The organism is Humidesulfovibrio sp. (assembly GCF_030689645.1).
Classification (GTDB): domain Bacteria; phylum Desulfobacterota; class Desulfovibrionia; order Desulfovibrionales; family Desulfovibrionaceae; genus Humidesulfovibrio.
The window spans coordinates 1-24,667 of record NZ_JAUYFU010000006.1 but is presented as its reverse complement, the minus strand read 5'-3'; the positions used below and the strand labels follow the sequence as shown (position 1 = coordinate 24,667).

Below are 24,667 nucleotides of genomic sequence, written 5' to 3'. Positions count from 1 at the left end.
AGGCGGGTCGGCATCAAATCATTATTGCCGCCAGCCGTTCCTCGCCCACCACAGCCCCTTCGCCGGACTGCATGGGCAGCACGAGCCAAACTTTCTTCGCTGTGGCTTCCACAACGTTGATCTCCACGCCCTCGGGCACGGTCAGGCCTTCCGCGCGCAGCACCGCCGCCGGTTCGTCTAGAAGCCGCTGCTTGTAGTCCTCATCCGCCCAGGCCTTGGCCACGATTTTCGCCCAAAGCTTCTGCTGCTCATTCTGGTTCATTATGAACACTCCTTCGCGCTGAAAAAAATCAGTTAGCCGCCGCCAGCCGTTCCTCGCCCACCACAGCCCCTTCGTCGGACTGCATGGGCAGCACGAACCAGGCTTTCTTCGCGGTGGCTTCCACAACGTTGATCTCCACGCCCACGGGCACGGTCAGGCCTTCCACGCGCAGCACCGAGGCCGGATCGTCAAGAAGCCGCTGCTTGTAGTCCTCATCCGCCCAGGCCTTGGCCACAATCTTGGCCCAAAGCTTCTGCTGTTCATTCTGGTTCGTCATGGTCAAGGCTCCTCTTTCAAACTTGCCTAAAGCGTTTCAAAGGGGCGTCATAAAGTCAAGACCATGTTCGCAAACAAGGTTTTTTATGCACTTATCTGCCACCCAACTACGAACAATACGAATGCATCTGGCTACCAGGATCCCAGAGATGCGTGACGAAGCTGAGCGCATGTGTGTAATCAGACCGCGCATCAGTGTATCAACAAAAACACGCACAGACATAAGAATGCATCAGACAGCAACTTCTGTGGATGCAGACACATTTGATAGAGCAGCAAGTCCCGGTGAACATGAAGATAGCGAATCAAGAGGCCGCACCAGCAATCGAATCCCACAACACTGAGAAGGTACGGCCTCAAGAGCACAAGACGAGGCGAGATTACACAATCACTGCGGAGACGCTGCGAGACTCTCGCGCCCGCCAGCCCCGCCTTGGGTCGATGGACGCGTTGTTCTCAAAGCGCCAGTTGCCGTGCTGCGTGCTCCGGCAGTATGGGAATGATGCCGCGCTCCATGGGGTTGACCCCCTCTTCGCCCTGCAAAACGCTTTCGGCCCAGGCCAGCGTCCAGGAGGGAAAGAAGGCCGCGTTGTCCTTCACCAGCCGCGCCTTAGATTCGGCGTCCGCCTTTCTGGCCGTGTAGGAATAGTTGGCCCCGTGCATGCGGTAGAGGTAGAGCGGCTCGCCCACATGCTGGAAACGCGCTCGCTGAAGCGCCAGCTGTATCCAAAAATCCCAGTCCTCATAGGTCGTGTCGCTGCGGAAGCGCGCGCCACTATCCCAAAGCTTGCGCTTAAAAAGCGCCGTCGGCGGCAGGATGTTCTGGTTGGCCAACAGCAACTTGTGATATGCGCCAAGGCGTACTTCCCGCACGCCGTCGCGCTCCTCAATCAGGTAGTCCGTGTAGGCCACGTCCGCCCCAGAGGCCAGGGCCTCAAGACTCCGAGGCAAAAAGCCCGGCAGGAGCGCATCGTCGGGGTCAAGCGTCAGCAGGTATTGCCCGCGAGCCACGGCCAGCCCGGCGTTGCGCACCGGCCCAGGCCTGCCCGTTCGCGGCAACGGCAATATCCTTCGGCCAGCCAAGGGCATATCCGCAAGCAGCTCCCGCGCCAGGTCCAGGGAGCCGTCCGTGCTGGCATCATCCACGAACACAACCTCGATGCGGCGGGTGTTCAAGCCCTGGTCTAAAACCGATTGGAGGCAAGCGCGAAGAAAGCGCCCATAGTTGTGATTTGGAATGACGATGGACACTTGCGGGCGCGGGGCATCGGCAGCAGTCGCCAGAATGTTTTCAGAATGCATGGTTCGCGCCTCCCCTGATGCCGGGGGTTCCCCCCGAAGCCTTGCAGCGGCTGGCGGTGCTGCCAGTCCGTTCTCTCTCGCTGGCTTATCGGACGCCTTGCGCCAAGAGCTTACCCTGCGTCGGCGCGAATGGCGCGAAACAGCATGATCCTGATCCCTGCAACCTGGGAGCTTTCAGCAAGACAAAAAAAAGCCCCCCGCAGAACAGCTTCAGCGGGGGGCAGGAGATTAGTTCTTGAGATACTTTTTATAAACAAAAAATCCCAATGCGGCCAACACGGCCACAGTGCCGACAATAGCTCCCAAATCTGCAAGCGCCATAATCGCCTCCCCGGGCAGAGCCCGAATTTGCGGCAGGCGGCTTCCGTCGTCCACCAGGTTTGCACCGCCTCTCAGCGAGAACGATGCCTTTACGATTCCAAATGTCCCTATACCTCTTCCTGACCCAGCAATACCTTTTCATAAAATGCGGCAAGGTGTCTGGCCGCGTCATACTCTCGCTTGAATTCGAACAATTTCAGACGTCCCACGCCGTGCAGGGACCCAAGAAGCATGAAGGCCATCTCCTCCACATCCCGCACAACGAACTCGCCGCTGCGCGAGCCCTGCTCCAGCAAGGCCAGAATCCGCGCGTGCAGGTGCTCATAGAAACCGGCAACTGAGTCGGCAGAGCCTGCCGCGACGCTCTGGTACAAAAACTGCGCGTTTTCTGGAGCATGCTCAAGAAATTTGAAGTGATGCTTGATGAGGGCATGCAATCCTGCCAAGGCAGGTCGGTCGCCTGGATCCGCTCCGAGAACTGAGGCGGTCAGCCCTTCCATGTACCCAGCGTCCAGTTCCTCAGCTATGGCCTGAATGAGGCTGTCCTTGTCCTTGAAGTAGTAGAACAGGAGCCCCTTGGCCACGCCAGCTTTGGCGGCGATGGCGGCGACGCTGGCAGCCTTGACGCCCTTGGCGGCGACGAGGTGCTTTGCGGCATCAAGCAAGGCGCGGCGATTATCCATGATCAACCCCGTTTTGATCGAACGGTCAACTTGACCGAACGTTCAACCTCTTTGCCGAGTTTGTCAAGCCCCAGAAAAACTCAAACATTCATGTGTCCAGATGATGAGTAAAGAGAGTGTGCCGCAAAAGCCTCGCCCACGCAGCAAACCAATGGAGCTGCTCACGCCAGGGGGCGGATGAAACACGAATAAAACCGGTTGACGCCGCGCCCCTGGGCTGGATAGCTTCCGGCAGCGGGAGGACGCCTGCAAACCGGACGTTATCCCGCCCATCAACACAAAACACGGTCCCCAGCGGCCGCAAGAACTCCTGGAGATGCCCATGCGTTGCGCCTGTCTCAGATGCGGCTATATCTATCTTTCCGAAAACGGCGACCCGGAGCGCGGCATAGCGCCCGGAACAGAGTCCTGCGACCTGCCCCCGGAATGGACCTGCCCCAAGTGCAAGTCCGACCAGGACAGCTTCGCCATGATGGAGGAGGAGGAGGACTAGCGAGGGAAAATGGCGAGAAGGGGGAGCGGCTAGGCGATCAGGTCCATCACGTGGCCGGTGGTCTGCTCCACCGAGCTGATGACCGTGGCATTGGCGGCATAGGCCCGCTCAATCTGCATCAGGCTCATCATCTCGCGCACGATATCCACGCCGCTGCCCATGCCCAGGGGGGCCATACGGCGCTCTGCGGGATCCATGGACTGGACCGCGCCCTGCTGCGTCTGCTGTGGACTTGCACCCTCTGCCGTGGTCACGGCGGCCACCTGCACGCCCTGCCCGCCCGGGCCGTCCGCGAACTCCGCTCGCACTGGCCGGTAGCCGTCCGTAAGGGAATTGGCGATGTTCGAGGCCGTGGCCTGCATGGAGACGCCCAAAGCTGAAAGCGCCTGGAGGTTCGATGCGGTGCTGAGACTCATGCTCCGCCTCCTGCCCGTGCCTTACGCCGTGTAGTCCACAATGCGCCCGAGGTAGCTGTCGGTGTAGTTCTGCGCCGCCAGATTGGCCGAAAAGGCCTGGTCCAGCTGGTTAAGGCCCAGGTAGTTCTGGGCCGCCTCCAGGGGGCTGCCCTCGGCTGTTGCGGCCACGGGGCGCATGAGCCCGGTCTCGTAGTCCGTCTGACCTCCCGTCACCCGCAGAGGGAAGGCCGGACCATCAGAAACCGTAGCGTGACTCAAATTCAGCTCAGTGATGTCGAGCAGGGGCGGTGTGGTGCCGCCACGATATTCCTCGTGCACCAGGGGCTGGCCGCGCTGGGTGTCCTGGCTGGAATTGATGATGTTCTCCGACGCAGCCATGGCGGAGAGATCAAGGGGCGTGACGCCCTGCACATTCCAGCTGGAGTCGATGCTCATGGTCAGTCTCCGCTCCCCTTCTTTCTGAGGGTAAGCGTCTTCTTTCTACGCCGGTTTCGCCGGGCTTTCAATAGCCGCCTGGGCAGAATGTCCGTGGATGGACTCGAAGCTCTCCACCTCGACTTTGAACCAAGTGATACGCGGATGCTCGGAAAGTCCTTGAGCCGCGGTGCGCACAACGTCCTCCACAAATGCCGGGTTGGCGAAGGCCGCCTCGGTGACGAACTTCTCGTCCTCGCGCTTCAGCAGGGTGTACACCGGCGACGAGCCCGAGCGCTCGGCGATCTCGATCAGATCCTCCAGCCACAGAAACCCCTTGAACTTCGCCTGAATGCGCACGCTGGAGCGCTGGCTGTGCGCGCCCTGGTCGCTGATGGCCAGGGAGCAGGGGCAAACGGTCATCACCGGCACGTCCACGGCCAGGGTGAAGTCCAGCCGACCGTCCTCGTAGGCGCCGATGACCGAGCAGGGATAGCCCATGAGGCCCTTGGCCCCGCTCTTGGGCGAAGACTGGCGAAGAAAGTACGGAAAATCGAAACGGGCGTAAGCGCGCCGGGCCTCAAGCCGCACGGAGATGTCGGACAAGAGCTTTTCCAGCGACGAGCGCGACAGCTCCTCCTCCCAGTTCTCCAGGGCTTCGACGAAACGGCTCATGTGCGTGCCCTTGAAGGCCGCAGGCAGGTCCACGGCCAGGTCCACACGGGCAACGGTGTGCTGCGTGCCGGACTGCCGGTCGCGCACCACCAGGGGCAGGTGCAGATCCTTCACGCCCACGCGGTCGATGGGCAATTGCACCGAGGCAGGATGCTTCTGGACGTCAGCCATGGACTCCACAGGCGCGGCCATTAATCAATCTCCTGCCCGGTGGTGGTGAGCACAAGATGCCCGTGCTTCACGCCCTTGGTGGAGATGAGCTTCTGCCCCAGGCTTTTGATCATCTCGGCCGACCCTTTGAGCACCAGAACTTCCAGGCAGTTGTGGTGATCCAGGTGCACGTGCATGGTGGAAAGGATGACCGCGTGGCTGTCGTGCTGCAGCTCCGTGAGCTTCTGGGCCAGGCCGCTGGCGTGGTGGTCGTAAACCAGGGTCAGGGTTCCGGCCACTTCACCGTCGGAGTCCTCCCACTGACGCTGCACAAGCATGCTGCGAATGAGGTCGCGTATGGCCTCGGACCGGGTCTGGTAGCTCTTCTCCTTGCAAAGCACGTCGAACTTGTCGAGCAGGTCGGAATCCAGCGACACGCCGAAGCGGATGGTCTCTCCCATGGTCAGCCTTCCTTGTTGCTATGAACTTTTTCGTCGTTGCCTAACGTTCGTTGCAGCGAGCAATTTCGCGCAGATGCACGGTCATGTTCTGCCCGCTTTGAGCCACCAGGGCGCTCAGCGGCGTTGCCACGCGCCAGCCCTTGGCCTCCAGGCGCTCGCACACCCCGGCGGACACGGTGCGCTCCGGGTCGGCGATGTAGACCCGTCCGCCAGGCGCCAATGCGTAGTCCAGAAACGCGGCCACGGGTTCAAAAAAACGGCGTTCGTACAAGATATCGGCGCCCAGGATGACCTCTGCACCGCCTTTGGACACCGCAGGCCTGCGCCAGTCCATCACCGCGAACACAGGGGCCGCCTCGCCAGCGCGCAGATTCAAGGCCGCATTGCGGTGCGCGTAGGGAAGCGCCTCTGGCTCGTAGTCAAAAGCCAGCACCCGCGCGCCAGCGGCGGCTGCCACCAGGGCGGGAAGCCCCAGGCCGCAGCCCGCGTCCACACAGGCGCGACCAGCGACAGCCTGCGGGTTGGCGGCGATGAATCGGGCCAGCAGCACCGCTGCGGGCCACAATTCCACCCAATAAGGCAGGCGCTCGTCAGCGCCCAGATCACCCTCGCCCATGGCGGCCCAAAGGCTTTCAAGGTCCGCCGGACGTGAAAGCCGCCACAGGCGGCCCGCCACCTCGGCATGAACGAAGCCGGGCCCAGCCTCAGGGAAACCCTCCGGCGAAACGGCTGCCTGAGCAGGGGAGGAAACAGATTCGGCGGTCATGCGGGCATTCGGCTCCTGGCAAGAAATACACCTAATCCGCGCCTTCAGTCAACAATTCGTGGCACGATGCGCAACACCCCACCCCAGGGCAAGGGCATGGCGCTGGCTATCACCACATATATGCTAGGAATTGTCGTCTCCGCCGCCAAAGCCGGAATCGCTGCCGCCGCCACCGAAATCGCCGCCGCCGCCAGAGAATCCTCCGTCGCCGCCGCCGCTCCCGCCGCTGCCGCCGCCCCCGCCGCCAAAACGGCTGGAAAGCAGGCCAAGAAGCATGCCCGCGAGGAACGAACTGCCGCGGCCATCGCCGTCTGGCCCGCCGCCGAACCCGCCGGGGCCGCCGGGGCCTCCAGAACCGCCGCCACGCCGGTGAAACAGGGCGAAAACAAGCACCACGGCCAACACCAGGAGCCCCAAGGTCAGCCAGGGGAAGCCTCCCTTGGGCGCAGGCTTTGGCGCGGGGGCAGGCAGCGTCTGGTTGCCCTCCGCAGAGCCATCAGGCGGGGCCAGGGCAAGCTGCATGGCCTTCACCGATTCGGAAAGCCCCAGATAGTAACGTCCGGCTTTGAAATGCGGCACAGTTATCTCGCGCTGAATGCGCTTGCACAGCACGTCCGGCAGCCGGTCCTCAAGCCCGCGCCCCACCTCGAAGCGCACCTTTGCCTCGGCGCGCGCCACAACGATGAGCACTCCGGTGTTCTTGTCCTTCTGCCCCACGCCCCAGGCGCGGGCGGCCTTATTGGCGTACCCGGCGATGTCCTCGCCCTCAAGCGAGGGAATGGTCAGGATGACGACCTGGTTGCCCGAGGCCTCAGAATAGCGGCGCAGTTCTGCGCCAAGCTTGTCTTTCTCCGCCGGGGGCAGCAGGCGGGCGGTATCGACCACCCACTGCCCGCCGTTGGCAGGGACCTCCAACGCCAGCGCGCCGGAGGCCGTAAGCGCCGCAAAAAGCAGCGCCAGGCAGAAGACTATCCGCTTCACTTCGCCTCGCCACCAGCGGCGGCGGGCTTGGCGTCGGCGCCGAAGCTCACCTTGGGCGCGGTCTTGGCGGCTTCGTCGGCCTGGAACACCTGGCGCTCCGCCACATGAGCCATGAGGGCGTTGACGAGACTGCCGGGGAAGGTGCGGATGCGCACGTTCAATTCTGTTACGGCGCGGTTGTAGTTGTCGCGCTCGATCTTGATGCGGTTCTCAGTGCCCTCAAGCTGGGCCATGAGATCCTGGAAGCTCTTGTCGGCCTTCAGATTCGGGTACTGTTCGCTGACCACCATGAGCTTGCCGAGGGCTGCGGAGAGCTGGCCCTGGGCCATGTTGAACTCCTTCAGCTTGGCCGGGTCGGACAAGGTGCTGGCGTCGAGCTTGATCTGGGTGGCCGAGGCGCGCGCGGCGATAACCGCGGTCAGGGTCTCGTTCTCGTGGGAGGCGTACCCCTTCACGGTCTCAACAAGGTTCGGGATGAGGTCGATCCTGCGCTGCAGCGCGCTGTTCACCTGACCAACCATCTGTTCGCACACGGTGTTCTGAGTGATGATGCCGTTGGAGGTGGAGACCATGGAGGTTCCACCCAAAATGATGATTCCGGCAAGAATGATGCCGATGATGGCAAGGGGTTTCATTCGGGCTCCTCGTTGTCGTGTTGCGGCGGGCCTGGGGCACCCGGCCGATTGGGTTCAACTGATACCCCATGGTGGGCATCCCCCCGCGTTCTGTCAAGTTTTTCGCGCCGCACGATGGGAGGGGAATGCCGACCCTGCCGTAAAATGACTGCCGCAAACGGCTGGCACGCGCCTTGCTTGAAAAATGCATCGTTCAAGCAGAACCGGGAGGAATCATGACTGGCGATATGAAGCTCTCCGTCGTTCAGTTGTTGCAGGGCAATGTGACGGCATGGGAAGACGGCTACCATCAGGCGCTGTTCCAAACCATCATGCCCGACAAGCTTCAGGGCGCTCGCAAAATGCGCTATGAATACAAGGACCGGCAGCTCTTGTACGCATACGTGCACGACAAATGCGTGCCGCAAGACACACCCATCGATTTCCTTGAGTTCGGCGTGTTTCGAGGCCAGAGCATGCGCGCCTGGCTCGACATCAACCAGCACCCGGATTCGCGGTTCTTCGGCTTCGACAGCTTCGAGGGCCTGCCCGAGGACTGGGACACCGGAGGCAAAAAGAAGGGCGACTTCACCTGCGACGGGGAAATTCCGGACATCGACGACCCGCGCGTCAGCTTCCACAAGGGATGGTTCAACCAGACGCTGCCGAGCTTTCTCGACTCCTTCCGGCCTCAAAACAAAATCGTGGTTCATATGGACGCGGACTTGTTCACATCCTCGCTCTACGCGCTGATGCAGCTTGACCGCTTCTTGCCGCGCGGCACGCCCGTGGTTTTCGACGACTTCAGCCCCAAGGACGACTTCGCCGCGCTACAGACCTACTCACGCTGTTGCGGGCGGAGTTGGCATGTGCTGGCCTATCGCGACAACGTGGGCAAGATCGCCGTGGTTCTGCGCTAGCTCCACACACGCCGAATTTCCTTCGTCGCATTCTTGACGAAACCCTTTCGTCCCGCGCCGGCACTGGCGTTGCGGGGTGTTGCCTTACGCCAAAAATCAGGGTTTTCATTCGCGCTCGGGAATGCTATCACGCTTTACCCGTATACAACCTTCCTGAACGGAGGATATTCTGATGATCCCGAACGACCTGAAGTACGCCAAAAGCCACGAGTGGGCCAAGATCGAGGGCGACGTCGCCACCATCGGCATCACCCATTTCGCCCAGGAACAGCTGGGAGACCTGACCTTCATCGACCTGCCCAAGGTGGGCGCAACCCTCACCGCCGGAGCGGAGATGGGCTCGGTTGAGTCCGTGAAGGCCGCCAGCGAGCTTTACGCCCCGGTGAGCGGAACCGTCACCGAGGTCAACGCAGCCCTGGAGAACGCCCCCGAGGCCGTGAACCAGGACCCTTATAATAGTGGCTGGATGCTCAAGGTGAAGCTCGCGTCCGCCCCGGCCGACCTGCTGGACGCCGCGGCCTACGCCGACGTCTGCGCCGCCGAAGCCCACTAAGGAGCCAGCCATGCCCTACGTTCCCCATACTCCGGAGGACATCCGGCGGATGCTCGGCGTCATCGGCGCGCCCAGCGTGGCGTCGCTGTTCGACGAGATCCCGGCTGAGCTTCGACCCAAAAGCTTCGACCTGCCCGCAGGCAAAAGCGAAATGGACGTGCTGGCCCACCTGGAAGCCCTGGCCAAGAAGAACGCCGTCAACCATGTGAGCTTCCTGGGCGCCGGGTTCTACGACCACCACATTCCGGCCGCGGTGGACGCGCTGTCCATGCGCAGCGAATTCTACACCGCCTACACGCCCTATCAGCCCGAGGCCAGCCAGGGCACGCTCCAGGCCATCTTCGAATACCAGACCGCCGTCACGCGCATAACCGGCCTGGCCTACGCCAACGCCAGCGTGTACGATGGCGGCTCGGCCCTGTTCGAGGGAGCCATGATGGCCGTGCGCCACACGGGCCGCCGCAAGCTGGTGGTCTGCGAGGCCGTGAGCCCCATCTACCGGGTGATGCTCAGCTCCTACACCTCAAACCTGCACCTGGAGCTGGTCACCGTCCCCCACAAGGACGGCGCCTGCGACCTTGCGGCCCTCACCAAGGCCCTGGACGCGGACACCGCCGCCGTGGTGGTGCAGAACCCCAACTTCTTCGGCACGCTGCACGACTTCACCGCGCTCTTCGCGGCCGCCCGCGCCGCTGGCGTGGTCAGCCTCATCTCCGTGTACCCGGTGTTGCAGTCGGTGCTCAAGTCCCCCGGCGAAATGGGCGCGGACGTGGCCGTGGCCGAGGGCCAGAGCCTGGGCCTGCCGCTCTCCTTCGGCGGCCCGTACCTGGGCGTCATGACCTGCAACAAGGAGCTGGTGCGCCAGATGCCTGGCCGCATGGTTGGGCGCACGGTGGATACGGAAGGCCGCACCGGCTACGTGCTGACCCTGCAGGCGCGCGAGCAGCACATCCGCCGCCAGAAGGCCACCTCGAACATCTGCTCCAACCAAGCCCTTTGCGCCCTGCGCGCCCTGATCCACCTGTGCCTCCTGGGCCAGGAGGGGCTGACCCGCACAGCGGAAACATGCATCGAACGCGCCCACTACGCGGCGGAGCGCCTCACGGCCATTGACGGCGTGAAGCTTTTGTCCGGCGACGCGCCCTTCGGCAACGAGTTCGCCATCAGCCTGCCGGTGAACGCCTACAAGGTCATCGACAAGCTCTCGGCGCGCGGCGTGGTTCCAGGCTTCCCGCTGGGCCGCTACTACCAGGGGCTGGAAAACGTCCTGCTGGTGGCCTGCACCGAAAAGACCTCAACGGAATCCATCGGCATCTTCGCCGAAATGCTGCGGGGGGCCCTCAAATGAACACAGTATTCAAGAAATCCACCGAAGGACGCGAAGGCGTCTGGCCGGTGAAGCCCGAAAAGTCCGCCGCCGACCTCCTGCCCGCAGGGCTCCTGCGCGGCAAGTCCGCGGGCCTGCCCTCGCTGTCCGAGCTCGACGTGGTGCGCCACTTCACCCAGTTGTCCAAGCGCAACTACGGGGTGGACGGCAACTTCTACCCGCTGGGCTCCTGCACCATGAAGTACAACCCCAAGTTCACCGAGACAGCGGCCGCCCTGCCCGGCTTCACGCGGCTGCACCCGGTGCTGCCGCAGCTCAAGGGCGCTGGCCGCATGTGCCAGGGCGCCCTTGAGGTGATGTACGAGACCGAGCAGCTCCTGTGCGAAGTCTGCGGCATGAAGGCCTTCACCCTGCACCCCATGGCGGGCGCGCACGGCGAGCTTACGGGCGTCATGATCATGGCCGCCTACCACAAGGACAAGGGCAACAAGAAGACCAAGATCATCTGCCCGGACAGCGCCCACGGCACCAACCCCGCCAGCGCTGCCATCGCCGGATATGAGGTGGTGAACCTGCCCAGCAAGGACGGCATCGTGGACCCGGACGAGCTGGCCAAGGTGCTGGACGACTCGGTGGCGGGCATGATGATGACCTGTCCCAACACCCTGGGCCTGTTCGAGACCAATCTGCCGAAAATTGTCGAGATGCTGCGCAGCGTGGACGCCCTGCTCTACTACGACGGGGCGAACCTGAACGCCATCATGGGCAAGATGCGCGTGGGCGACGCGGGCTTCGACGTGGTGCACCTGAACCTGCACAAGACCTTCGCAACGCCCCACGGCGGCGGCGGGCCCGGCGCAGGCCCGGTTGGCGTCAGCGAGCGGCTGGTGCCCTACCTGCCCGTCTCCCGCGTGGAGAAGCTTGAGGACGGCCAGTTCTTCCTGAACTACGACTTCCCCAAGAGCATCGGCTACGTGGCTCCGTTCTACGGCAACTTCGGCGTGTTCTTGAAGGCCTACGCATACATCCTGCGTCTGGGAGGCAATGGCCTGATCCGCGCCACGGAAAACGCGGTGCTTGCGGCCAACTACCTGCGCAAGCGCCTGGACGGCGTGCTCGACGTGCCCTACGACCGCGTGTGCATGCACGAGTTCGTGGCCTCGGCCTGCAAGCAGGCGGCCTCGTCCTGCCACGTGCGCGCCCTGGACATCGCCAAGGCGCTCCTCGACCGCGGCTACCACGCCCCGACCATCTACTTCCCGCTCATCGTGAAGGAGGCGCTCATGTTTGAGCCCACCGAGACCGAGAGCCTGGACACCCTGGACCAGTTCGCGGACGACCTCATCGCCATTCTGGCCGAGGCCGAGATCAACCCGGACTCCGCCATCGGCGCGCCGCGCAACCTGCCGGTGACGCGCCTGGACGAGACCCGCGCCGCCCGCAACATGGAACTCACCGACGACCTGTAAAAGAGGCTTATGACGACGACATACGATCTTGTGGTGCTGGGCGGCGGTCCCGGCGGCTTCGACGCCGCTGTGGAGGCCGCCGCCGCCGGCCTCAAAACCGCCCTTGTGGAGGCCGCCGACCTTGGCGGCAGTTGCCTGAACCATGGCTGCATCCCCACCAAGCTCTGGCTGGGGGCCACCAGCGCCATTGAGGAGCTGGCCGCCCAGACGAAGGTGCGCGTGGCCAGCGGAGAAATCCGCGTAGACTTCACGGCCCTGCAATCCAGAAAAGACCGGCACATCGCCGCCACGCGCAAGGCCATGGGCTCGCGCCTGGCCCAGCTTGGCGTGGATCTGCTGACAGGCCGGGGCCGCGTGGCCGGACCCAATGCCCTTGAAGTCAAGTGCGCCGATGGCGTGAAGCCCCTGGCCTTCCGCAACCTCCTGGTGGCCACGGGCTCGCGCCCGGCGGCCTTCCCGGGCCTTACGCCCGATGGCGCGCGCGTGCTGGATTCCACAGGCTTTCTGGCCCTGACCGCCATGCCCAAGAGCCTCATCGTGGTGGGCGGCGGGTTCATCGGGCTGGAGATGGCCCAGGCCGCGCACCGTCTGGGCGCGCACATCACCATCGTGGACGCCCTGCCCCGCCTTGCGGGCCTGGAAGACCCGGAGGTGAGCAAGGCCCTGGAGACCGTGTTCAAGCGCCAGGGCTGGGATATCCGCCTGGGCGTGAAGGTGGCCTCGGTGGTCACCCAGGACGACAGCGCAGTGCTGACCCTTGAAGGCGAGGCGGCCGGCGAAGAGCTGCTGGCCGAATGCGCCCTGGTGGCCATAGGCCGCAGGCCCAACAGCGCGGACCTGGGGCTTGAGTCCCTGGGGGTCGAGCTTTCCGGCCCAGGCTACATCAAGACCAACGAACATCTCGAAGCCGCCCCGGACGTGTACGCTGTGGGCGACGTCAACGGCCGCATGCTGCTGGCCCACGCGGCCAGCCATCAGGCCCACTATGTTGTGGAGCGTCTGCTGGACCAGGCGCGCGGAGCCTACGAGTCCGGCCCGGTGCCGAGCATCCTCTACGGCTCGCCCGAGGTGCTGCGCGTTGGCCTCATGGCCGAGGAAGCCAAGGCAGGCGGCGAGGACGTGCTCGTGTCCCGCGCCCAGCTCATCGCCAATCCCATCGCCCAGGCCCATGCGGCCACCCAAGGCTTTGTGAAGTGCGTGTGGCGGCAGGGACGCGTGGCGGGCATCACGGCTGTGGGCGCGGATGTGTCGCGCATGGCTGTGGCGGCTTCGCTCATCGTGCGTGCGGGCTGGACCCGCGAGGACGCGGCGGGCTTCATGTTCCCGCACCCCACCCTGGACGAATCCCTGAAGGCGGCCCTTTTGGCCGACAAAGAAGCCGCGTAAAAGCGGCAGAGGACCCCCCCGTGACCACTAAGAAGACCACCACGAAAGACGCCCCCCTGGTCGCCACGGCCATCGCCGCGCCGCCGGAATTCGACCTGTTCACCTACTGCGAGCTTTCGGGCGAGACACGCCTGGAGCACGATCTGCTGGAGGAGCTGGAGCCGCGCTTCGACGGCTGGCAGCAGCACCTCAAGGCCTACCGGCTGTCCGCTGGCGGCGAAAAGGACCCCGGCTTCGTCATTCTCTGGCTGGAAAAGCCGGTTGAGGACGAGGTGGAAGGCATCTGGCAGGACTCGCCTTCCGCCGGCATGGCCTTCCACAACCTGGCTATCCATATGGTCATGAGCGCGGTGCAGAACCTGGTGCCCGAGCTGGCCGACCGCGGCTGCGCGCCCCTGCCCAAGCCGACCAAGGAAGTGCTGGCCGCCTTCAAGAAACTGGGCTTGGAATGGAACAAGGAGGGCACGGTGAACCGCCAGTTCGCAGTGTTCACGAACATGCCCGCCATCGCCAGCTGCGGAACCTGCATGCTCAAGGCCAAGTGCGAGAGCCCGGCCAAGGACTAGACGCACAAGCGCTTTCCCACGAACGCAAAAAAAGGGCGATCCACCGGTCATCGGCGGGTCGCCCTTCTGCTTTTAAGGAGGGGCGGGGGTTACAGGTAGGCCACGGCCACGGGCGGGGTCTTGTCGCCGAAGAACGCCTCCACCGCGGCTCGCTCGTCCGCGCGGATGCGCAGGTCGGACACGGGCAGGGACTCCTGAACCCCGGCGTAAAGCTTCAGCGCGCGGTCCACGAAGTCAGCGGACAAAAAAGCCGCCTGCACCTCGTAGTCGTTGCCGCCCCAGGTGAGGGTGAGGGGAATTATGTGGGTGTTCAGCGGCTTGCAATACACCAGATTGCCCGTGTGCACCAAGGTTTCCTGCACTCCCTGCGGGAACGAAATGGCCCAGCGGGACAGAATCTCCGTGAAGATGGGCTCCAGAGCCAGGTAGTAGTCCGGGTCCACTTTGCACATGAGGGACTGGCCCGGAATGTTCAGGACCGTGGGCGAACTTTGGTAGCCGCTGGCCAGGCCTTTCTGCAGGCGGGTCAGGGCGTCCTGGTAGTCCTTCATGGGCATGGCGCAACTCCTTGCTGTGGCGGGTGGTTCGCCGGGGTTCATCAGTATGGGTAGGATACATGCCCCTGGGCCGGGCCGCAAGTCCCCAGGTGTCAGAGCTTACCTCCCCCATCATTCGCTTGACGTATACAGACGATCTGCATACACAACTAAGTAGGAGGCTAAGCGAATGATCCCCGATGCCTTGGTTGGTTCCCAAGCCGTATTCACTGCCGGGTTCTCCAACCTCTCCGCCGACAGATTCCTCAATAACTTGATAGCATACGACATCGATATGCTGGTGGACGTGCGCTCTCGCCCCTTTGCCGGGTACACCCCGCATTTCAACCAGGATCAAATTGAGGTCCTGGCGGCGCGGGCGGGCCTGCGCTACCTTTACATGGGCAGCGAATTGGGCGGGTTTCCAAAAGACCCTGGCCTTTACGATCCTCACGGCTACGTGCTGTATGACCGCGTGGCGGCGCAGCCCTGGTTCGAACGTGGCATCGGCCAGCTTATGGACGGCCTGCTCCAAGGCCACCGCCTCGCACTCACCTGTGCCGAGGACAATCCGCGCCGCTGCCACCGCAGGCTGCTTCTAGGCCGCGTGCTGCGCGAACGCGGCATCGGCGTAGCGCACATTCTGGCCAACGGCAGCCTCATCTCCGAGTCCGAGCTGCTGGACGAGGAAGCGGCCAAGCCCCGGCAGCTCTCCCTGTTTGGCGGCGAGCCGGAGCCGCAGTGGAAATCGGCGCAGCCCTATTTCCCAGCCAAGCACGCGGAAAACGACTCCGTTTCCTGAAGCCTCCCGGCAGACCGCGCAGGGAGCTTGACAACGCCCTCGCGAGCTTTCGGCGTCGCGCTCCGACCTTCGCTTGACGCATTCCAAAATATCGCAAAATTGCAGCCCGTTCCGTTCCATCCGTCTCCCGCCCTTGACATTCTCGCTTCCTCCTCCCTATACGTCTAAGCATAGATAATTCCAGGTGGGTTCGTCTTTTCCCGCCGACCAAGTTTTCGGCGGACAAACTCGATACACGGAGTACGGGATGTCGGAAGCGCTCAAGTCTCAACGGACGTATGTGTTTGTGGGTCATGGCGGCAGCGGCAAAACCTCTGTCGCCGAAATGCTTCTGTTCAACGCCGGCGTGCTGGGTCGCCTGGGAAAGATTGAGGACGGGACCACCGCCCTTGATTTTGAACCCGAGGAAATCAAGCGCCGGGGCTCTATTCAGCCAAGCTTCGCCAACTTCAAGTGGAACAAGAACCAGCATTTTCTCATCGACACCCCGGGCGACAACAACTTCAACGGCGACCTGCCCTACACCCTGGCCGCCGCCGACGCCGTAATCTTCATCATCGACGCCGTGGACGGCGTGAAGCCCCTGACCCGCAAGGCCTGGAGCGAAGTCAAAAAGGCCGGGCTGCCCGCCATGGTCTTCATCAACAAAATGGACCGCGACCGCGCCGACTTCCAGATGGCCTTCAACGGCCTGAAGGACTCCCTGGGCATCAAGCCCGTGCTCCTGCATTACCCAATCGGCGAAAAAGAACAGTTCAAGGGCGTTGTGGACCAGCTGGAAAACACCGCGCTCATGTTCGACGGCAAGGGCGGCGCCAAGGCCGGCCCGGTGCCCGCAGACATCGCTGCGGAAGCCACCCCCCTGCGCGAGGCCATGATCGAGAACATCGCGGAGAGCGATGAAGAGCTCATGGAGAAGTACCTGGAGTCCGGCGATCTTTCCATTGATGAGCTGAGAACCGCACTGGTGGCGGGCGTGAAATCCTGCGAACTGGTGCCCGTGCTTGTGGGCAGCGGCCTGGCCAACATGGGCGGCCCCCAGCTGCTCGACGCCATCCAGGCCTTTCTGCCCAGCCCCCTGGACCACCCCTACTGGGAGGGCGAGGACGGCTCCACCCGCGAAAGCACTGAGGCCGCGCCTGTTGCCGGCTTCGTGTTCAAGACCATGGCCGACCCCTTCGCCGGGCAGCTCACGGTCATGCGCGTCATCTCCGGCACCCTCACGGGCGACATGACCCTGGTAAACTCTCGCACCGGCCAGCAAGAGCGCATGGGCGGCCTGCTGCTCACCACCGGCAAGGAGCAGACTCCCTGCAAAACGCCCCTCGGCCCCGGCTCCATCGTCACCCTGGCGAAGTTGAAGGACACCAACACCGGCGACAGCCTGTCCTCGGACAAGGCTCCCTTTGTGCTGGCCAAGCCCAAGCTGGCCCCCACCCTCATCACCTACGCCCTTGCCCCCAAGGAAAAGGGCGATGAGGACAAGGTCTACCAGGCCATGGCCAAGCTGCTGGACGAGGACATCACCCTCAAGCTTGGGCGCGACGAGGAGACGGCGGACACCCTGCTCTCGGGCATGGGTCAGAACCATATCGAAATCAGCGTGGAAAAGGCCAAGCGGCGCTACAAGGTGGACATCATCCTGAAGACGCCCAAGGTGCCCTACCGCGAGACCTTCAAGACCGCAGCCCGCGACGTTCAGGGCCGCCACAAGAAGCAGACCGGCGGACGCGGCCAGTTCGGCGACTGCTGGATCCACCTGGAGCCCCAGCCCAAGGGCGCGGGCTACGAGTATGTCGACGCCATCGTGGGCGGCTCCATTCCCCGGCAGTACATTCCCGCCGTGGACAAAGGCGTGCAGGAATCCGCCGCGCGCGGCGTGCTGGCTGGCTTTCCGGTCATCGACTTCAAGGTGACGCTCTACGACGGCAGCTTCCACAACGTGGACTCGTCGGAAATGGCCTTCAAGATCGCGGGCTCCATCGCCTTTAAGCGGGCCTGCGAAAAGGCCAAGATGATCCTGCTCGAGCCCATCATGACCGTCACCGTGGCCGTGCCCGACTCCTACATGGGCGACGTCATCGGCGACCTGTCCAGCCGCCGCGGAAAGGTGCTGGGCTCGGAGTCCCAGGGCGGCGTTACCGAAATCAAGGCCCACGTGCCCATGAGCGAGGTGCTGAAATACGCGCCCGACCTGCGCTCCATGACCGCTGGTCAGGGCACCTTCACCATGGAGTTCTCCCACTACGAGGAATGCCCGCCGCCCATAGCGGCCAAGGTCATTGAGGAAAACAAGCGCGAGCAGGCCGAAGAGGAATAGCCTCCCCAATCTCACCAGCCTTCAGGGCGGCGGGGGTTTGCTCCGCCGCCCTTAATTTTTAATGTCACAAAGCCGGAGCAAAACGCCACCTCGGCCCGCAACGCTTGTGCCTCAAGAACATTTCAAGTAGTGACAGGGAAATAATCTCCAACAGGAACGGATCATGCTTCGAGTTCTACGCTTCTTCGCCACCCTCGTACCCGCCACGCTCTACTACAGCGTAAAGCAGCTGCTGCTGGACCAGGAAAAGGCCACGCCCGACGAGCGCGACCTGCCGGGCAAAACCTATGGCCGCATGATGCTCCGCATGGCGGGTATCAAGGTGGAGGCCGACCTTTCCGCCCTGGACCCCAAGGGGCACTACGTCTTCATGTGCAACCACCAGAGCTTGTTTGACATTCCGATTCTTTTTGACGTGCTCTGGAACTACCACATGCGCTTCGTGGCCAAGGAGAGCCTGTTCAGCATCCCGGTGTACGGCAAGGCGCTGGGCAACGCTGGCCACATTTCAATCAACCGCGAGAACCGCCGCGCGGCTATGAAAAGCGTGGATGAAGCCGTGGCCGCCGCAAAAGGCGGCATTTCGCCCCTCATCTTCCCCGAGGGCACGCGCAACCCAAACATCGACAAGCTGCTGGACTTCAAGGTCGGCGGCATGGTGCTGGCCCTCAAGTGCGGCCTGCCCGTGGCCCCGCTGGTCATGGAGGGCACAGGCAAGCTTCTGCCCAAGAAATCATTTCTATTCAACCCGGACCAGCCTGTCCGCCTGAAGGCCCTGCCCCCGGTGGACCCGGCCAAATATACCCTGAAGGAACGCGAGCAGTTCAAGGACGACATGTACGCCCAGATGAACGCGGCCTATCAGGAACTCTTGAGGAGCTGACATGACTATCGCCCCCGGCGAACTTACCATCCACCCCATGGGGGGCCTGGGCGAAATCGGGCTGAACTGCATGGCCCTGCGCGCCCACGACGCCACAGTGCTGGTGGACTGCGGACTCATGTTCCCCGAGGACTACCTCTTCGGCGTGGACGTGGTGATTCCCCGCTTCGATCACATCATGGAGGAGCGCCACAAACTCAAAGCCATCGTTCTCACCCATGGGCACGAAGACCACATAGGCGCCTTGCCCTGGCTTCTTCCCCATGTGAACGTGCCTGTGTACGGCTCGGACTTCACCCTGGCCCTCGTTGCGGCCAAGCTGAACGAGCGCTGCATCGAGGCTGACCTGCGTCCGGTGAAGGCGGGCGACCGCGTGGAGATCGGCCCCTTTGCCTTCAATTTCTTCCCGGTCTGCCACTCCATCATCAAAGGATACGCCCTGGGCATCGAGACCCCGGCGGGCCGCATCATCCACACCGGCGACTTCAAGATCGACCGCAACCCGCTCGACGGCCACGCAACGGACATCGAGGCCATCCGCCGCTTCTCCGAACCCGGCGTGAAGCTGCTCATGAGCGACTCCACCAACGTGGAGCGCGACGGCTTCGCCCTCACGGAGCGCGAGATCAAGGCCTCCCTGCGCGAGATTTTCGACAAGGCCCGAGGCCGCATCATCGTCACGCTCTTCTCCAGCCACATCCAGCGCCTGCAGGAAATCATCGACCTGGCGGCGGCCTGCGGCCGCAAGGTCGCCATCTCCGGCCGCAGCCTGTCGCGCAACATCGATCTGGCGCGCGAGCTCGGCTACCTGCGCATCCCCGGCGGCACGCTGGTGGAGGTGGAGGAGATCGGCTCCCTGCGCGACGAGGAGGTGGTGCTCCTGGTCACCGGAAGCCAGGGCGAGCCCCTGGCCGCCCTCTCGCGCATGTCCCTTGATGAGCACCGCAGCGTGCGCGTGAAAAAAGGCGATCTGGTCCTTTTGTCCTCGCGCTTCATTCCAGGCAACGTGCTGGCCATCACCAAGGTCATCAATCGGCTGTACAAGCTGGGGGCCGAGGTGCTCTACGAAAAAGTCCAGGCCATCCACGCTTCGGGCCACGCCCACCGCGAGGAGCTGCGGATCATGCTCGAAACCGTGCGGCCCAAATACTTCGTTCCCATCCACGGCGAATACCGCCACCTTGTGAAGCACTCCCGCCTGGCTGTGGAATGCGGCGTGGCCCCGGAGCGCGCCCTGGTGCTTGAGGACGGTCAGCCCATCACCTTGCTGGCCCAGGGCATCCGCCTGGAGGAGGCCGTGCCCGCCGACCGCATCCTGGTGGACGGCAAGGGCGTGGGCGACGTTGGCCAAAGCGTGCTCAAGGAACGCCAGCTGCTGGCTGGCGAGGGCATGGTGGTGGTGCTCCTGGTGGTGGATCAGGACACCGGCGAGATCACCCTTGGCCCGGACATCGTGTCCAAGGGCTTCATCTTTGAGCAGCAGTACGCCCACCTCCTGGAAGACGCCAAGTGCGTTGTGCTGGAGGAGTTTGAAGACGTGGGCGCGGCCAACCTGAAGCGCCTGAAGGAGCGCGTCCGCGGTTCCCTCAGAAGGTTCTTCCGCCGGGTGCTTGAGCGCGACCCCGTTGTGGTGCCGCTGATCATTGCAGTGTAAGTTCGGCGGAGCTTTCCGCCGCGCGTAAAAAAGCCCTCGGCGCTGGTCCGAGGGCTTTTTTACGCGCGAACTTTGGCTGCAAGATTGCTAGCGGCTGGTGGCGTACGCGTTGGCGGCGCGAAAACGCGCCGGGTTCACCGGGGCGGTCATTACGGGCTCCGGCGCTGGCGCGGCTTGCGTCTCGGCTCCTGCCACAGGCGAGGCGTCGCCCTCAGCGCCCGGTGCCGGCATGGCCGCAACTGCCGGTGGCGGCGGAGAAGAAGCCTCTGAGGTCACCCCCTGCTGCGTCAGCGAAGCAACTCCGTCCACCGAGGGCATGATCTGGGCAAAGGCCTGCCGCAGCCCGGAGAGGATGGCGATGACTTCCTCGACCATTTCCGGCTTCATCTTCAGATTGGCCGTCAGCAACCTGGTGTTGCAAAAAAAGTACAGCTGAAACAGATTCTTGGATATATCCCCACCGCGATCCTTGTTCAGACTCTCCTGCAACTCGCTCACGATGTTGATGGCCTTGGAGATGAGGATGCCCTTTCCGGCCACATCGCCCGCGCGCATCTTCTCGATGGCCTGGTGCAGGTGCTTGATGGCCGTATCGTAGAGCATGAGCAAGAGATCTCCCTGGGAGGAGGTGGAAACCTGTGTGACCAGATAGGCTTTCGCTGCCTTGAGCATGTTGTCCTCGTCGCCCGCGCCTAGCTCTTCATAAGCTGCGTAATGGTATTTGAGAGCTGGCTCTGCGTGTTTGTCAGGGTGTTCAAAAGCTTGTCCAGGCGCGCATACTTCGCCTTCAGCGTGTCCTTGAGATTGACCAGGCGCCTCTCTTCACGGGCAATCTTGTCGTCGATGCCTCTCATGATGTCGCCGTAGTTCTCCTTAAGAATCGACAATGGCCCGCTGGTGCTGTTCGTCAATTCTGCTAGCTTTTCGACCATCTCTCCGTTCTTGCCGAGCTTGACGTCCACCTTCCCCGTGTAGGTGGAGTTGGCTGCGTGGTTGTCCAACTGGACCACAAGACCGGCCGCGTTGCCGGTGAGCGCCGTGACCTTCCAGCCATCGATGCCGGCCGGAACTCCGCCGATGGTGGCGCTTGAGATGCCGGCTGCGCTGGTGATTATCTTGACGTCATATGAACCAGCCTTGGTCCTGCCCTTGATGAGGCCAAGGTAGGAGAAGTCCGCTGAATCGCTTTCGCCGTCATAGTCTGCGGCGAAGAGCTTGGACACTCCGTCGGAGTCCTTGGCCAGGGCTTCGTCCAGCTTCGCTTCATCAAGAATGAGCTTGCCGTATGTGCTGGAGCCTTGGTCTGCATCGGTGGTGATGCCCAGCTGCGACAAGGCGGAATAATAGTCCCCCTGCCCGGTGCTGGAATTGAACATGGTGAAGCCCAAGCCCAGATCCGTGACGACGTCCTTCAACTGCGTGCTGATGATCTGCACGCCATAGTTGCCAGTAAGCAGCGACCCCTTGGCATCGCCGGAACTATTACTAACCTTGGTCAATGAGTTTATGGTGTTGCGCACATCATTCACTGCGCTGACAAATTTTTTGATGTTGGTCTTGATGGAATCTGTGTCCGTGGTGATGCCGATTTGGATGCTGGCGTTGGAGTTGGCCTGCTTCAAGGTCAAGGAGACCCCGGGAATGACGTCCGAAACGGAATTCGTATTCCGAGAAATCCAGTTTGCGCTGCCCACTGGGTAGCCATCCACCTTGACCATTGAACTCTGGGCATTCTGAGTGTTCTGGAAGCTTGCGGCGCCGAACACCAAAGACCCGGTGTTGGAGATGACCACCTGGTTCCCAGCGCCCTGATCCATGCCATACAGTTGCAGATGGTACGAGGTGCCGTCGTAGATGGTGGTCGCCCGGACCTTGTCCTTTGTAACAGCATTGTTGTTGATGCTGTTCACCAAACCGGTGAGGGAGCTTCCGGCGCCGATGTTGCTTATGGTGTAGCTCTGCCCAGCATAGCTGAAGGTCAGGTTTGTGACCGCGCTGGTGACAACGCTGCTCAGCCCGCTTACTCCGGAGGCTGTAGTGAGAATGTCGTTCTGCGCCAACTGCCCCACAACAACGCTATGGCTGCCGATGATGGCGTCGCTGTTCGCGGTCGCCGAAACGCTGGACTCCGAAGAGCTGGTCACAGTCTTGGTAAGAAATTCGTTCACGGTGTCCATGCCGCCAAGGGTGGTCTTAAGGGCCAGGAGCTTCGTGTTGAGATATTGGAACCCCTCAACCTTAAGCTGCCAACTGGCCTTCCAGTTGGTCATCTGGTTCTTGGTGACGCTTTCTGCCTTGATGAGGCCGTCGATGAGCGAATTAAAGTCCGTGCCGTTGCCCAGACCGCTGACATTGATGCTGCCAGAAGTAAAAGCCGTTGCGCCTGTTGTGGTGCCGGTGGATGTCGTCACGGGAGCCCCCCCTTCAAGGGAAAAACGTGCCGGATACTATTATTCCACCATGATTGTGCAAGGCTGGTGCCAGAACGAAAGGGGCCGCCTTGCGGCGGCCCCTTGTTGCATCTTTCCTGCTGTGGCGCGGCTGCCCTCGTCCACAGACCTCCAGCCTATTAGCCGAGGAGCTGCAGGGCGAGCTTGCCGAGGTTGTTGGCCTGGGACAGCATGGCCACTGCGCTCTGCACCTTGATCTGCTGGCGCGTGAACTCCGTCATTTCCGTGGCCACGTCCACGTCCGAGATCTGGGACTCTGCCGCAGAGGTGTTCTCAGACTGGATGGACAGGTTGGTGATGGTGTTCTCCAGACGGTTCTGGAGAGCGCCCAGGTTGGCGCGGATCTTGTCCTTGGACACGATGGCGTCGTTCAAGGAGTCGAGAGCCTTCTGCGCCAGCTCCTGGGTGGAGATGGACTTGCCGTTGGTGCTTGCGGTGCCCGCGCCAACACCCAGGGCCGAGGCCGTGGAGTTGTTGATGGACACGTAGTAGTAGTCCTCGGCGGAGTCATTGCCAGTGCCGAAGTGGACCTTCAGCGGACCGGTGGCCGTGATGCCGGCGCCGTTGTGGCTGGTGCTGGTGCCGGAGAGGTTTCCGTTCAGCAGGTGGATGCCGTTGAAGTCCGTGGAGTTGGCGATTCGGGTAATTTCCGAAGCCATGGCCTGGTACTCCGAGTCGATGATCAGGCGCTGGTCCGAAGAATAGGTGCCGGTGGAGGCCTGCATGGCCAGTTCCTTCATGCGGATGAGCTTCTCGTCGATGACGCCGAGCGCGCCGTCAGCGGTCTGGATCATCGAGATGGAGTCATTGGCGTTGCGGATGCCCTGCTGCAAGCTCTTGATTTCCGCGCGCATGATTTCGCGGACGGCCAGACCGGCGGCGTCGTCGGCTGCGGTGTTCACGCGCAGACCCGAAGACAAACGCTGGGTCGAGGTGGCCAGGGCCGAATACGAATTCGACAGGTTGCGGGCGGTATTCATGGCCATCATGTTGTGGTTAAAGGTGAGCGACATACCCAATTCCTCCTTGAAAGTATTTTTGCATCCTTGCCATTCGGTGGTCCTCATCAGGCGACATCACCTGCGGGGCCAATCCGATTGTTGTTACGCTCACCTCATCGGCCTCCCTGAAGAAAACTTTAGGCGGTCCTGCGCTTTTCTTGAAAAGCTTCAGATAAGGGGGGGCAGGCGCGCAGGGCGCAAACGCTTCGCCTGGCTTGGCGGGCGCGCAGGGCCTGCTTGCGGCTGATCAAGGCATTGCAGGAACAGCGTTCCCGTGCCAATATCCACCCGTTCCGCCAGGGGGGAGAAACATGACGGCTGGTCTTACATCTGTGCTCTTCAAGCGTCGTTTCTGGCCGCTGTTCATCAGCCAGTTTCTGGGGGCCGCCAACGACAACGTCTTCAAAAACGCCATCGCCATCCTGATCATCTACCGTCTTGGCGGGCAGTCCTCCATAGCCCCCCAGGTGCTTGTCAGCCTCGCCGCCGGGCTGTTCATCCTGCCCTTTTTCCTGTTCTCGGCCACTGCGGGCCTGATTGCCGACCGCTACGAAAAATCTGGGCTCATCCGCCTGATCAAAGGTGCGGAGATCTTGATCGTCGCCCTGGGCGCCTGGGCGCTTCTCATCCCGAGCATTCCCGGCATGCTGGCGGTCTTGTTCCTGCTGGGCGTCCATGCGGCCTTCTTCGGCCCCTTGAAATACGCCATCCTGCCCGAGCAGCTGGCCGAAGACGAATTGGTGGACGGCAACGCCCTCGTCGAAGGCGGCACCTTCCTCGCAATCCTGCTGGGAACCATCACTGGCGGCGTGCTGGTGTTGCAGAGCGGCGGCATCGCCACCATCTGCACGCTGCTGATCAGTCTCGCCGTGCTGGGCTTTGCCGCCAGCCTGTTCCTGCCCAAGGCCCAGCCCGGCAATCCGGGCGTGGCCATCGGGTTCAACTTCATCAAGGATACCCGGCAGGTGCTGGGGCTGGCCCGCAAG

The 24,667-nt window shown here is 62.6% G+C and carries 28 protein-coding genes; 12 read left to right on the top strand and 16 right to left on the bottom strand.

Going from position 1 to position 24,667, the window contains the following annotated elements; all coding sequences use genetic code 11:
• Window positions 1–13: 13 nt before the first annotated feature.
• The 5 genes from Q8O35_RS00955 to Q8O35_RS00935 form a co-directional block, all read right to left on the bottom strand.
• A complete protein-coding gene (locus Q8O35_RS00955; protein WP_305569384.1) occupies window positions 14–262 on the bottom strand; it encodes an NHLP leader peptide family RiPP precursor in 249 nt (82 codons plus the stop codon).
• Between the two features lie 28 nt (window positions 263–290).
• Complete coding sequence (locus Q8O35_RS00950) at window positions 291–539, bottom strand: NHLP leader peptide family RiPP precursor (protein ID WP_305569382.1); 249 nt, start codon at window positions 537–539, stop codon at window positions 291–293.
• A gap of 455 nt (window positions 540–994) precedes the next feature.
• Complete coding sequence (locus Q8O35_RS00945) at window positions 995–1,840, bottom strand: glycosyltransferase (protein ID WP_305569377.1); 846 nt, start codon at window positions 1,838–1,840, stop codon at window positions 995–997.
• Window positions 1,841–2,068: 228 nt separating this feature from the next.
• On the bottom strand, window positions 2,069–2,215 hold the full coding sequence (locus Q8O35_RS00940) for a hypothetical protein (protein ID WP_305569370.1): 147 nt from the start codon (window positions 2,213–2,215) through the stop codon (window positions 2,069–2,071).
• 53 nt (window positions 2,216–2,268) lie between these two features.
• Window positions 2,269–2,844, bottom strand: coding sequence for a TetR/AcrR family transcriptional regulator (locus tag Q8O35_RS00935; RefSeq protein ID WP_305569368.1), 576 nt, complete (start codon window positions 2,842–2,844; stop codon window positions 2,269–2,271).
• Between the two features lie 322 nt (window positions 2,845–3,166).
• On the opposite strand from Q8O35_RS00935, the gene Q8O35_RS00930 reads away from it, so the two are divergent.
• Window positions 3,167–3,337, top strand: coding sequence for a rubredoxin (locus tag Q8O35_RS00930; RefSeq protein ID WP_305569366.1), 171 nt, complete (start codon window positions 3,167–3,169; stop codon window positions 3,335–3,337).
• A 29-nt stretch (window positions 3,338–3,366) separates the two neighbouring features.
• Here the strand turns inward: Q8O35_RS00930 and Q8O35_RS00925 are convergent, their stop codons facing one another.
• The 7 genes from Q8O35_RS00925 to Q8O35_RS00895 form a co-directional block, all read right to left on the bottom strand.
• Entirely contained in the window at window positions 3,367–3,753 is a 387-nt protein-coding gene (locus Q8O35_RS00925; protein WP_305569364.1) for a flagellar basal body rod C-terminal domain-containing protein, read from the bottom strand.
• A gap of 21 nt (window positions 3,754–3,774) precedes the next feature.
• A complete protein-coding gene (locus Q8O35_RS00920; RefSeq protein WP_305569362.1) occupies window positions 3,775–4,188 on the bottom strand; it encodes a hypothetical protein in 414 nt (137 codons plus the stop codon).
• Between the two features lie 45 nt (window positions 4,189–4,233).
• Entirely contained in the window at window positions 4,234–5,013 is a 780-nt protein-coding gene (gene folE2 / locus Q8O35_RS00915; protein WP_305569567.1) for a GTP cyclohydrolase FolE2, read from the bottom strand.
• A 20-nt stretch (window positions 5,014–5,033) separates the two neighbouring features.
• Entirely contained in the window at window positions 5,034–5,453 is a 420-nt protein-coding gene (gene nikR / locus Q8O35_RS00910; protein WP_305569357.1) for a nickel-responsive transcriptional regulator NikR, read from the bottom strand.
• Window positions 5,454–5,493: 40 nt separating this feature from the next.
• On the bottom strand, window positions 5,494–6,219 hold the full coding sequence (locus tag Q8O35_RS00905; RefSeq protein ID WP_305569349.1) for a methyltransferase: 726 nt from the start codon (window positions 6,217–6,219) through the stop codon (window positions 5,494–5,496).
• Window positions 6,220–6,342: 123 nt separating this feature from the next.
• Window positions 6,343–7,200 carry a YgcG family protein gene (locus Q8O35_RS00900; protein WP_305569347.1) on the bottom strand — a complete coding sequence of 286 codons (858 nt, stop codon included), beginning with the start codon at window positions 7,198–7,200 and terminating at the stop codon, window positions 6,343–6,345.
• Window positions 7,197–7,835, bottom strand: a complete 639-nt coding sequence (locus tag Q8O35_RS00895) for a LemA family protein (protein ID WP_305569345.1) — start codon at window positions 7,833–7,835, stop codon at window positions 7,197–7,199. Before Q8O35_RS00895 ends, Q8O35_RS00900 begins: the two co-directional genes overlap by 4 nt.
• A gap of 215 nt (window positions 7,836–8,050) precedes the next feature.
• On the opposite strand from Q8O35_RS00895, the gene Q8O35_RS00890 reads away from it, so the two are divergent.
• The 6 genes from Q8O35_RS00890 to Q8O35_RS00865 all read left to right on the top strand — a co-directional run bounded on the left by Q8O35_RS00890 (window position 8,051) and on the right by Q8O35_RS00865 (window position 14,035).
• Window positions 8,051–8,734: a TylF/MycF/NovP-related O-methyltransferase gene (locus tag Q8O35_RS00890; protein ID WP_305569343.1), complete on the top strand. Its 684-nt coding sequence runs from the start codon at window positions 8,051–8,053 to the stop codon at window positions 8,732–8,734.
• Between the two features lie 169 nt (window positions 8,735–8,903).
• Complete coding sequence (gcvH, locus tag Q8O35_RS00885; protein WP_305569565.1) at window positions 8,904–9,287, top strand: glycine cleavage system protein GcvH; 384 nt, start codon at window positions 8,904–8,906, stop codon at window positions 9,285–9,287.
• Between the two features lie 10 nt (window positions 9,288–9,297).
• Complete coding sequence (gcvPA, locus tag Q8O35_RS00880; protein WP_305569337.1) at window positions 9,298–10,635, top strand: aminomethyl-transferring glycine dehydrogenase subunit GcvPA; 1,338 nt, start codon at window positions 9,298–9,300, stop codon at window positions 10,633–10,635.
• Window positions 10,632–12,083 carry an aminomethyl-transferring glycine dehydrogenase subunit GcvPB gene (gcvPB, locus tag Q8O35_RS00875; RefSeq protein ID WP_305569328.1) on the top strand — a complete coding sequence of 484 codons (1,452 nt, stop codon included), beginning with the start codon at window positions 10,632–10,634 and terminating at the stop codon, window positions 12,081–12,083. The genes gcvPA and gcvPB overlap by 4 nt, the downstream gene beginning before the upstream one ends.
• A gap of 9 nt (window positions 12,084–12,092) precedes the next feature.
• The gene (locus Q8O35_RS00870; protein ID WP_305569326.1) at window positions 12,093–13,469 is read left to right on the top strand and encodes an NAD(P)/FAD-dependent oxidoreductase; all 1,377 of its coding nucleotides are present in this window, start codon (window positions 12,093–12,095) and stop codon (window positions 13,467–13,469) included.
• Window positions 13,470–13,489: 20 nt separating this feature from the next.
• The gene (locus tag Q8O35_RS00865; protein WP_305569324.1) at window positions 13,490–14,035 is read left to right on the top strand and encodes a hypothetical protein; all 546 of its coding nucleotides are present in this window, start codon (window positions 13,490–13,492) and stop codon (window positions 14,033–14,035) included.
• 89 nt (window positions 14,036–14,124) lie between these two features.
• Here Q8O35_RS00865 and Q8O35_RS00860 read toward each other — a convergent pair whose 3' ends face one another.
• Window positions 14,125–14,592 (bottom strand): hypothetical protein, encoded by a 468-nt coding sequence (locus Q8O35_RS00860; RefSeq protein ID WP_305569322.1) that lies wholly within the window; start codon window positions 14,590–14,592, stop codon window positions 14,125–14,127.
• A 169-nt stretch (window positions 14,593–14,761) separates the two neighbouring features.
• On the opposite strand from Q8O35_RS00860, the gene Q8O35_RS00855 reads away from it, so the two are divergent.
• The 4 genes from Q8O35_RS00855 (at window position 14,762) to Q8O35_RS00840 (ending at window position 20,230) form a co-directional block, all read left to right on the top strand.
• Entirely contained in the window at window positions 14,762–15,373 is a 612-nt protein-coding gene (locus tag Q8O35_RS00855) for a DUF488 family protein (RefSeq protein WP_305569320.1), read from the top strand.
• A 247-nt stretch (window positions 15,374–15,620) separates the two neighbouring features.
• Complete coding sequence (locus tag Q8O35_RS00850) at window positions 15,621–17,693, top strand: elongation factor G (protein WP_305569315.1); 2,073 nt, start codon at window positions 15,621–15,623, stop codon at window positions 17,691–17,693.
• Window positions 17,694–17,856: 163 nt separating this feature from the next.
• Window positions 17,857–18,576 carry a 1-acyl-sn-glycerol-3-phosphate acyltransferase gene (locus Q8O35_RS00845; RefSeq protein WP_305569307.1) on the top strand — a complete coding sequence of 240 codons (720 nt, stop codon included), beginning with the start codon at window positions 17,857–17,859 and terminating at the stop codon, window positions 18,574–18,576.
• A gap of 1 nt (window position 18,577) precedes the next feature.
• Window positions 18,578–20,230, top strand: a complete 1,653-nt coding sequence (locus Q8O35_RS00840) for a ribonuclease J (protein ID WP_305569305.1) — start codon at window positions 18,578–18,580, stop codon at window positions 20,228–20,230.
• An 87-nt stretch (window positions 20,231–20,317) separates the two neighbouring features.
• On the opposite strand, the gene fliS is transcribed toward Q8O35_RS00840, so the two are convergent.
• From fliS to Q8O35_RS00825, 3 genes are all read right to left on the bottom strand, one after another.
• Entirely contained in the window at window positions 20,318–20,902 is a 585-nt protein-coding gene (gene fliS / locus Q8O35_RS00835) for a flagellar export chaperone FliS (protein WP_305569303.1), read from the bottom strand.
• 20 nt (window positions 20,903–20,922) lie between these two features.
• On the bottom strand, window positions 20,923–22,641 hold the full coding sequence (gene fliD, locus Q8O35_RS00830) for a flagellar filament capping protein FliD (RefSeq protein WP_305569296.1): 1,719 nt from the start codon (window positions 22,639–22,641) through the stop codon (window positions 20,923–20,925).
• Between the two features lie 158 nt (window positions 22,642–22,799).
• A complete protein-coding gene (locus Q8O35_RS00825) occupies window positions 22,800–23,693 on the bottom strand; it encodes a flagellin (protein WP_305569287.1) in 894 nt (297 codons plus the stop codon).
• Window positions 23,694–23,992: 299 nt separating this feature from the next.
• Here Q8O35_RS00825 and Q8O35_RS00820 point away from each other — a divergent pair.
• Window positions 23,993–24,667, top strand: a 675-nt coding sequence (locus tag Q8O35_RS00820) for an MFS transporter (RefSeq protein WP_305569278.1), incomplete at its 3' end; no start/stop codon positions are given.

Bases quoted from the DNA above. Each gene is read 5' to 3' on its own strand.
- Q8O35_RS00925 (WP_305569364.1), bottom strand. From the start codon at position 3,753: ATGAGTCTCAGCACCGCATCGAACCTCCAGGCGCTTTCAGCTTTGGGC.
- gcvPA (WP_305569337.1), top strand. From the start codon at position 9,298: ATGCCCTACGTTCCCCATACTCCGGAGGACATCCGGCGGATGCTCGGC.
- Q8O35_RS00850 (WP_305569315.1), top strand. From the start codon at position 15,621: ATGTCGGAAGCGCTCAAGTCTCAACGGACGTATGTGTTTGTGGGTCAT.
- gcvPB (WP_305569328.1), top strand. From the start codon at position 10,632: ATGAACACAGTATTCAAGAAATCCACCGAAGGACGCGAAGGCGTCTGG.
- Q8O35_RS00890 (WP_305569343.1), top strand. From the start codon at position 8,051: ATGACTGGCGATATGAAGCTCTCCGTCGTTCAGTTGTTGCAGGGCAAT.
- Q8O35_RS00870 (WP_305569326.1), top strand. From the start codon at position 12,093: ATGACGACGACATACGATCTTGTGGTGCTGGGCGGCGGTCCCGGCGGC.
- fliS (WP_305569303.1), bottom strand. From the start codon at position 20,902: ATGCTCAAGGCAGCGAAAGCCTATCTGGTCACACAGGTTTCCACCTCC.
- Q8O35_RS00825 (WP_305569287.1), bottom strand. From the start codon at position 23,693: ATGTCGCTCACCTTTAACCACAACATGATGGCCATGAATACCGCCCGC.
- Q8O35_RS00845 (WP_305569307.1), top strand. From the start codon at position 17,857: ATGCTTCGAGTTCTACGCTTCTTCGCCACCCTCGTACCCGCCACGCTC.
- Q8O35_RS00920 (WP_305569362.1), bottom strand. From the start codon at position 4,188: ATGAGCATCGACTCCAGCTGGAATGTGCAGGGCGTCACGCCCCTTGAT.
- Q8O35_RS00935 (WP_305569368.1), bottom strand. From the start codon at position 2,844: ATGGATAATCGCCGCGCCTTGCTTGATGCCGCAAAGCACCTCGTCGCC.
- Q8O35_RS00930 (WP_305569366.1), top strand. From the start codon at position 3,167: ATGCGTTGCGCCTGTCTCAGATGCGGCTATATCTATCTTTCCGAAAAC.
- Q8O35_RS00895 (WP_305569345.1), bottom strand. From the start codon at position 7,835: ATGAAACCCCTTGCCATCATCGGCATCATTCTTGCCGGAATCATCATT.
- Q8O35_RS00860 (WP_305569322.1), bottom strand. From the start codon at position 14,592: ATGCCCATGAAGGACTACCAGGACGCCCTGACCCGCCTGCAGAAAGGC.
- folE2 (WP_305569567.1), bottom strand. From the start codon at position 5,013: ATGGCTGACGTCCAGAAGCATCCTGCCTCGGTGCAATTGCCCATCGAC.
- Q8O35_RS00955 (WP_305569384.1), bottom strand. From the start codon at position 262: ATGAACCAGAATGAGCAGCAGAAGCTTTGGGCGAAAATCGTGGCCAAG.
- Q8O35_RS00905 (WP_305569349.1), bottom strand. From the start codon at position 6,219: ATGACCGCCGAATCTGTTTCCTCCCCTGCTCAGGCAGCCGTTTCGCCG.
- nikR (WP_305569357.1), bottom strand. From the start codon at position 5,453: ATGGGAGAGACCATCCGCTTCGGCGTGTCGCTGGATTCCGACCTGCTC.
- Q8O35_RS00840 (WP_305569305.1), top strand. From the start codon at position 18,578: ATGACTATCGCCCCCGGCGAACTTACCATCCACCCCATGGGGGGCCTG.
- Q8O35_RS00855 (WP_305569320.1), top strand. From the start codon at position 14,762: ATGATCCCCGATGCCTTGGTTGGTTCCCAAGCCGTATTCACTGCCGGG.
- Q8O35_RS00950 (WP_305569382.1), bottom strand. From the start codon at position 539: ATGACGAACCAGAATGAACAGCAGAAGCTTTGGGCCAAGATTGTGGCC.
- Q8O35_RS00945 (WP_305569377.1), bottom strand. From the start codon at position 1,840: ATGCATTCTGAAAACATTCTGGCGACTGCTGCCGATGCCCCGCGCCCG.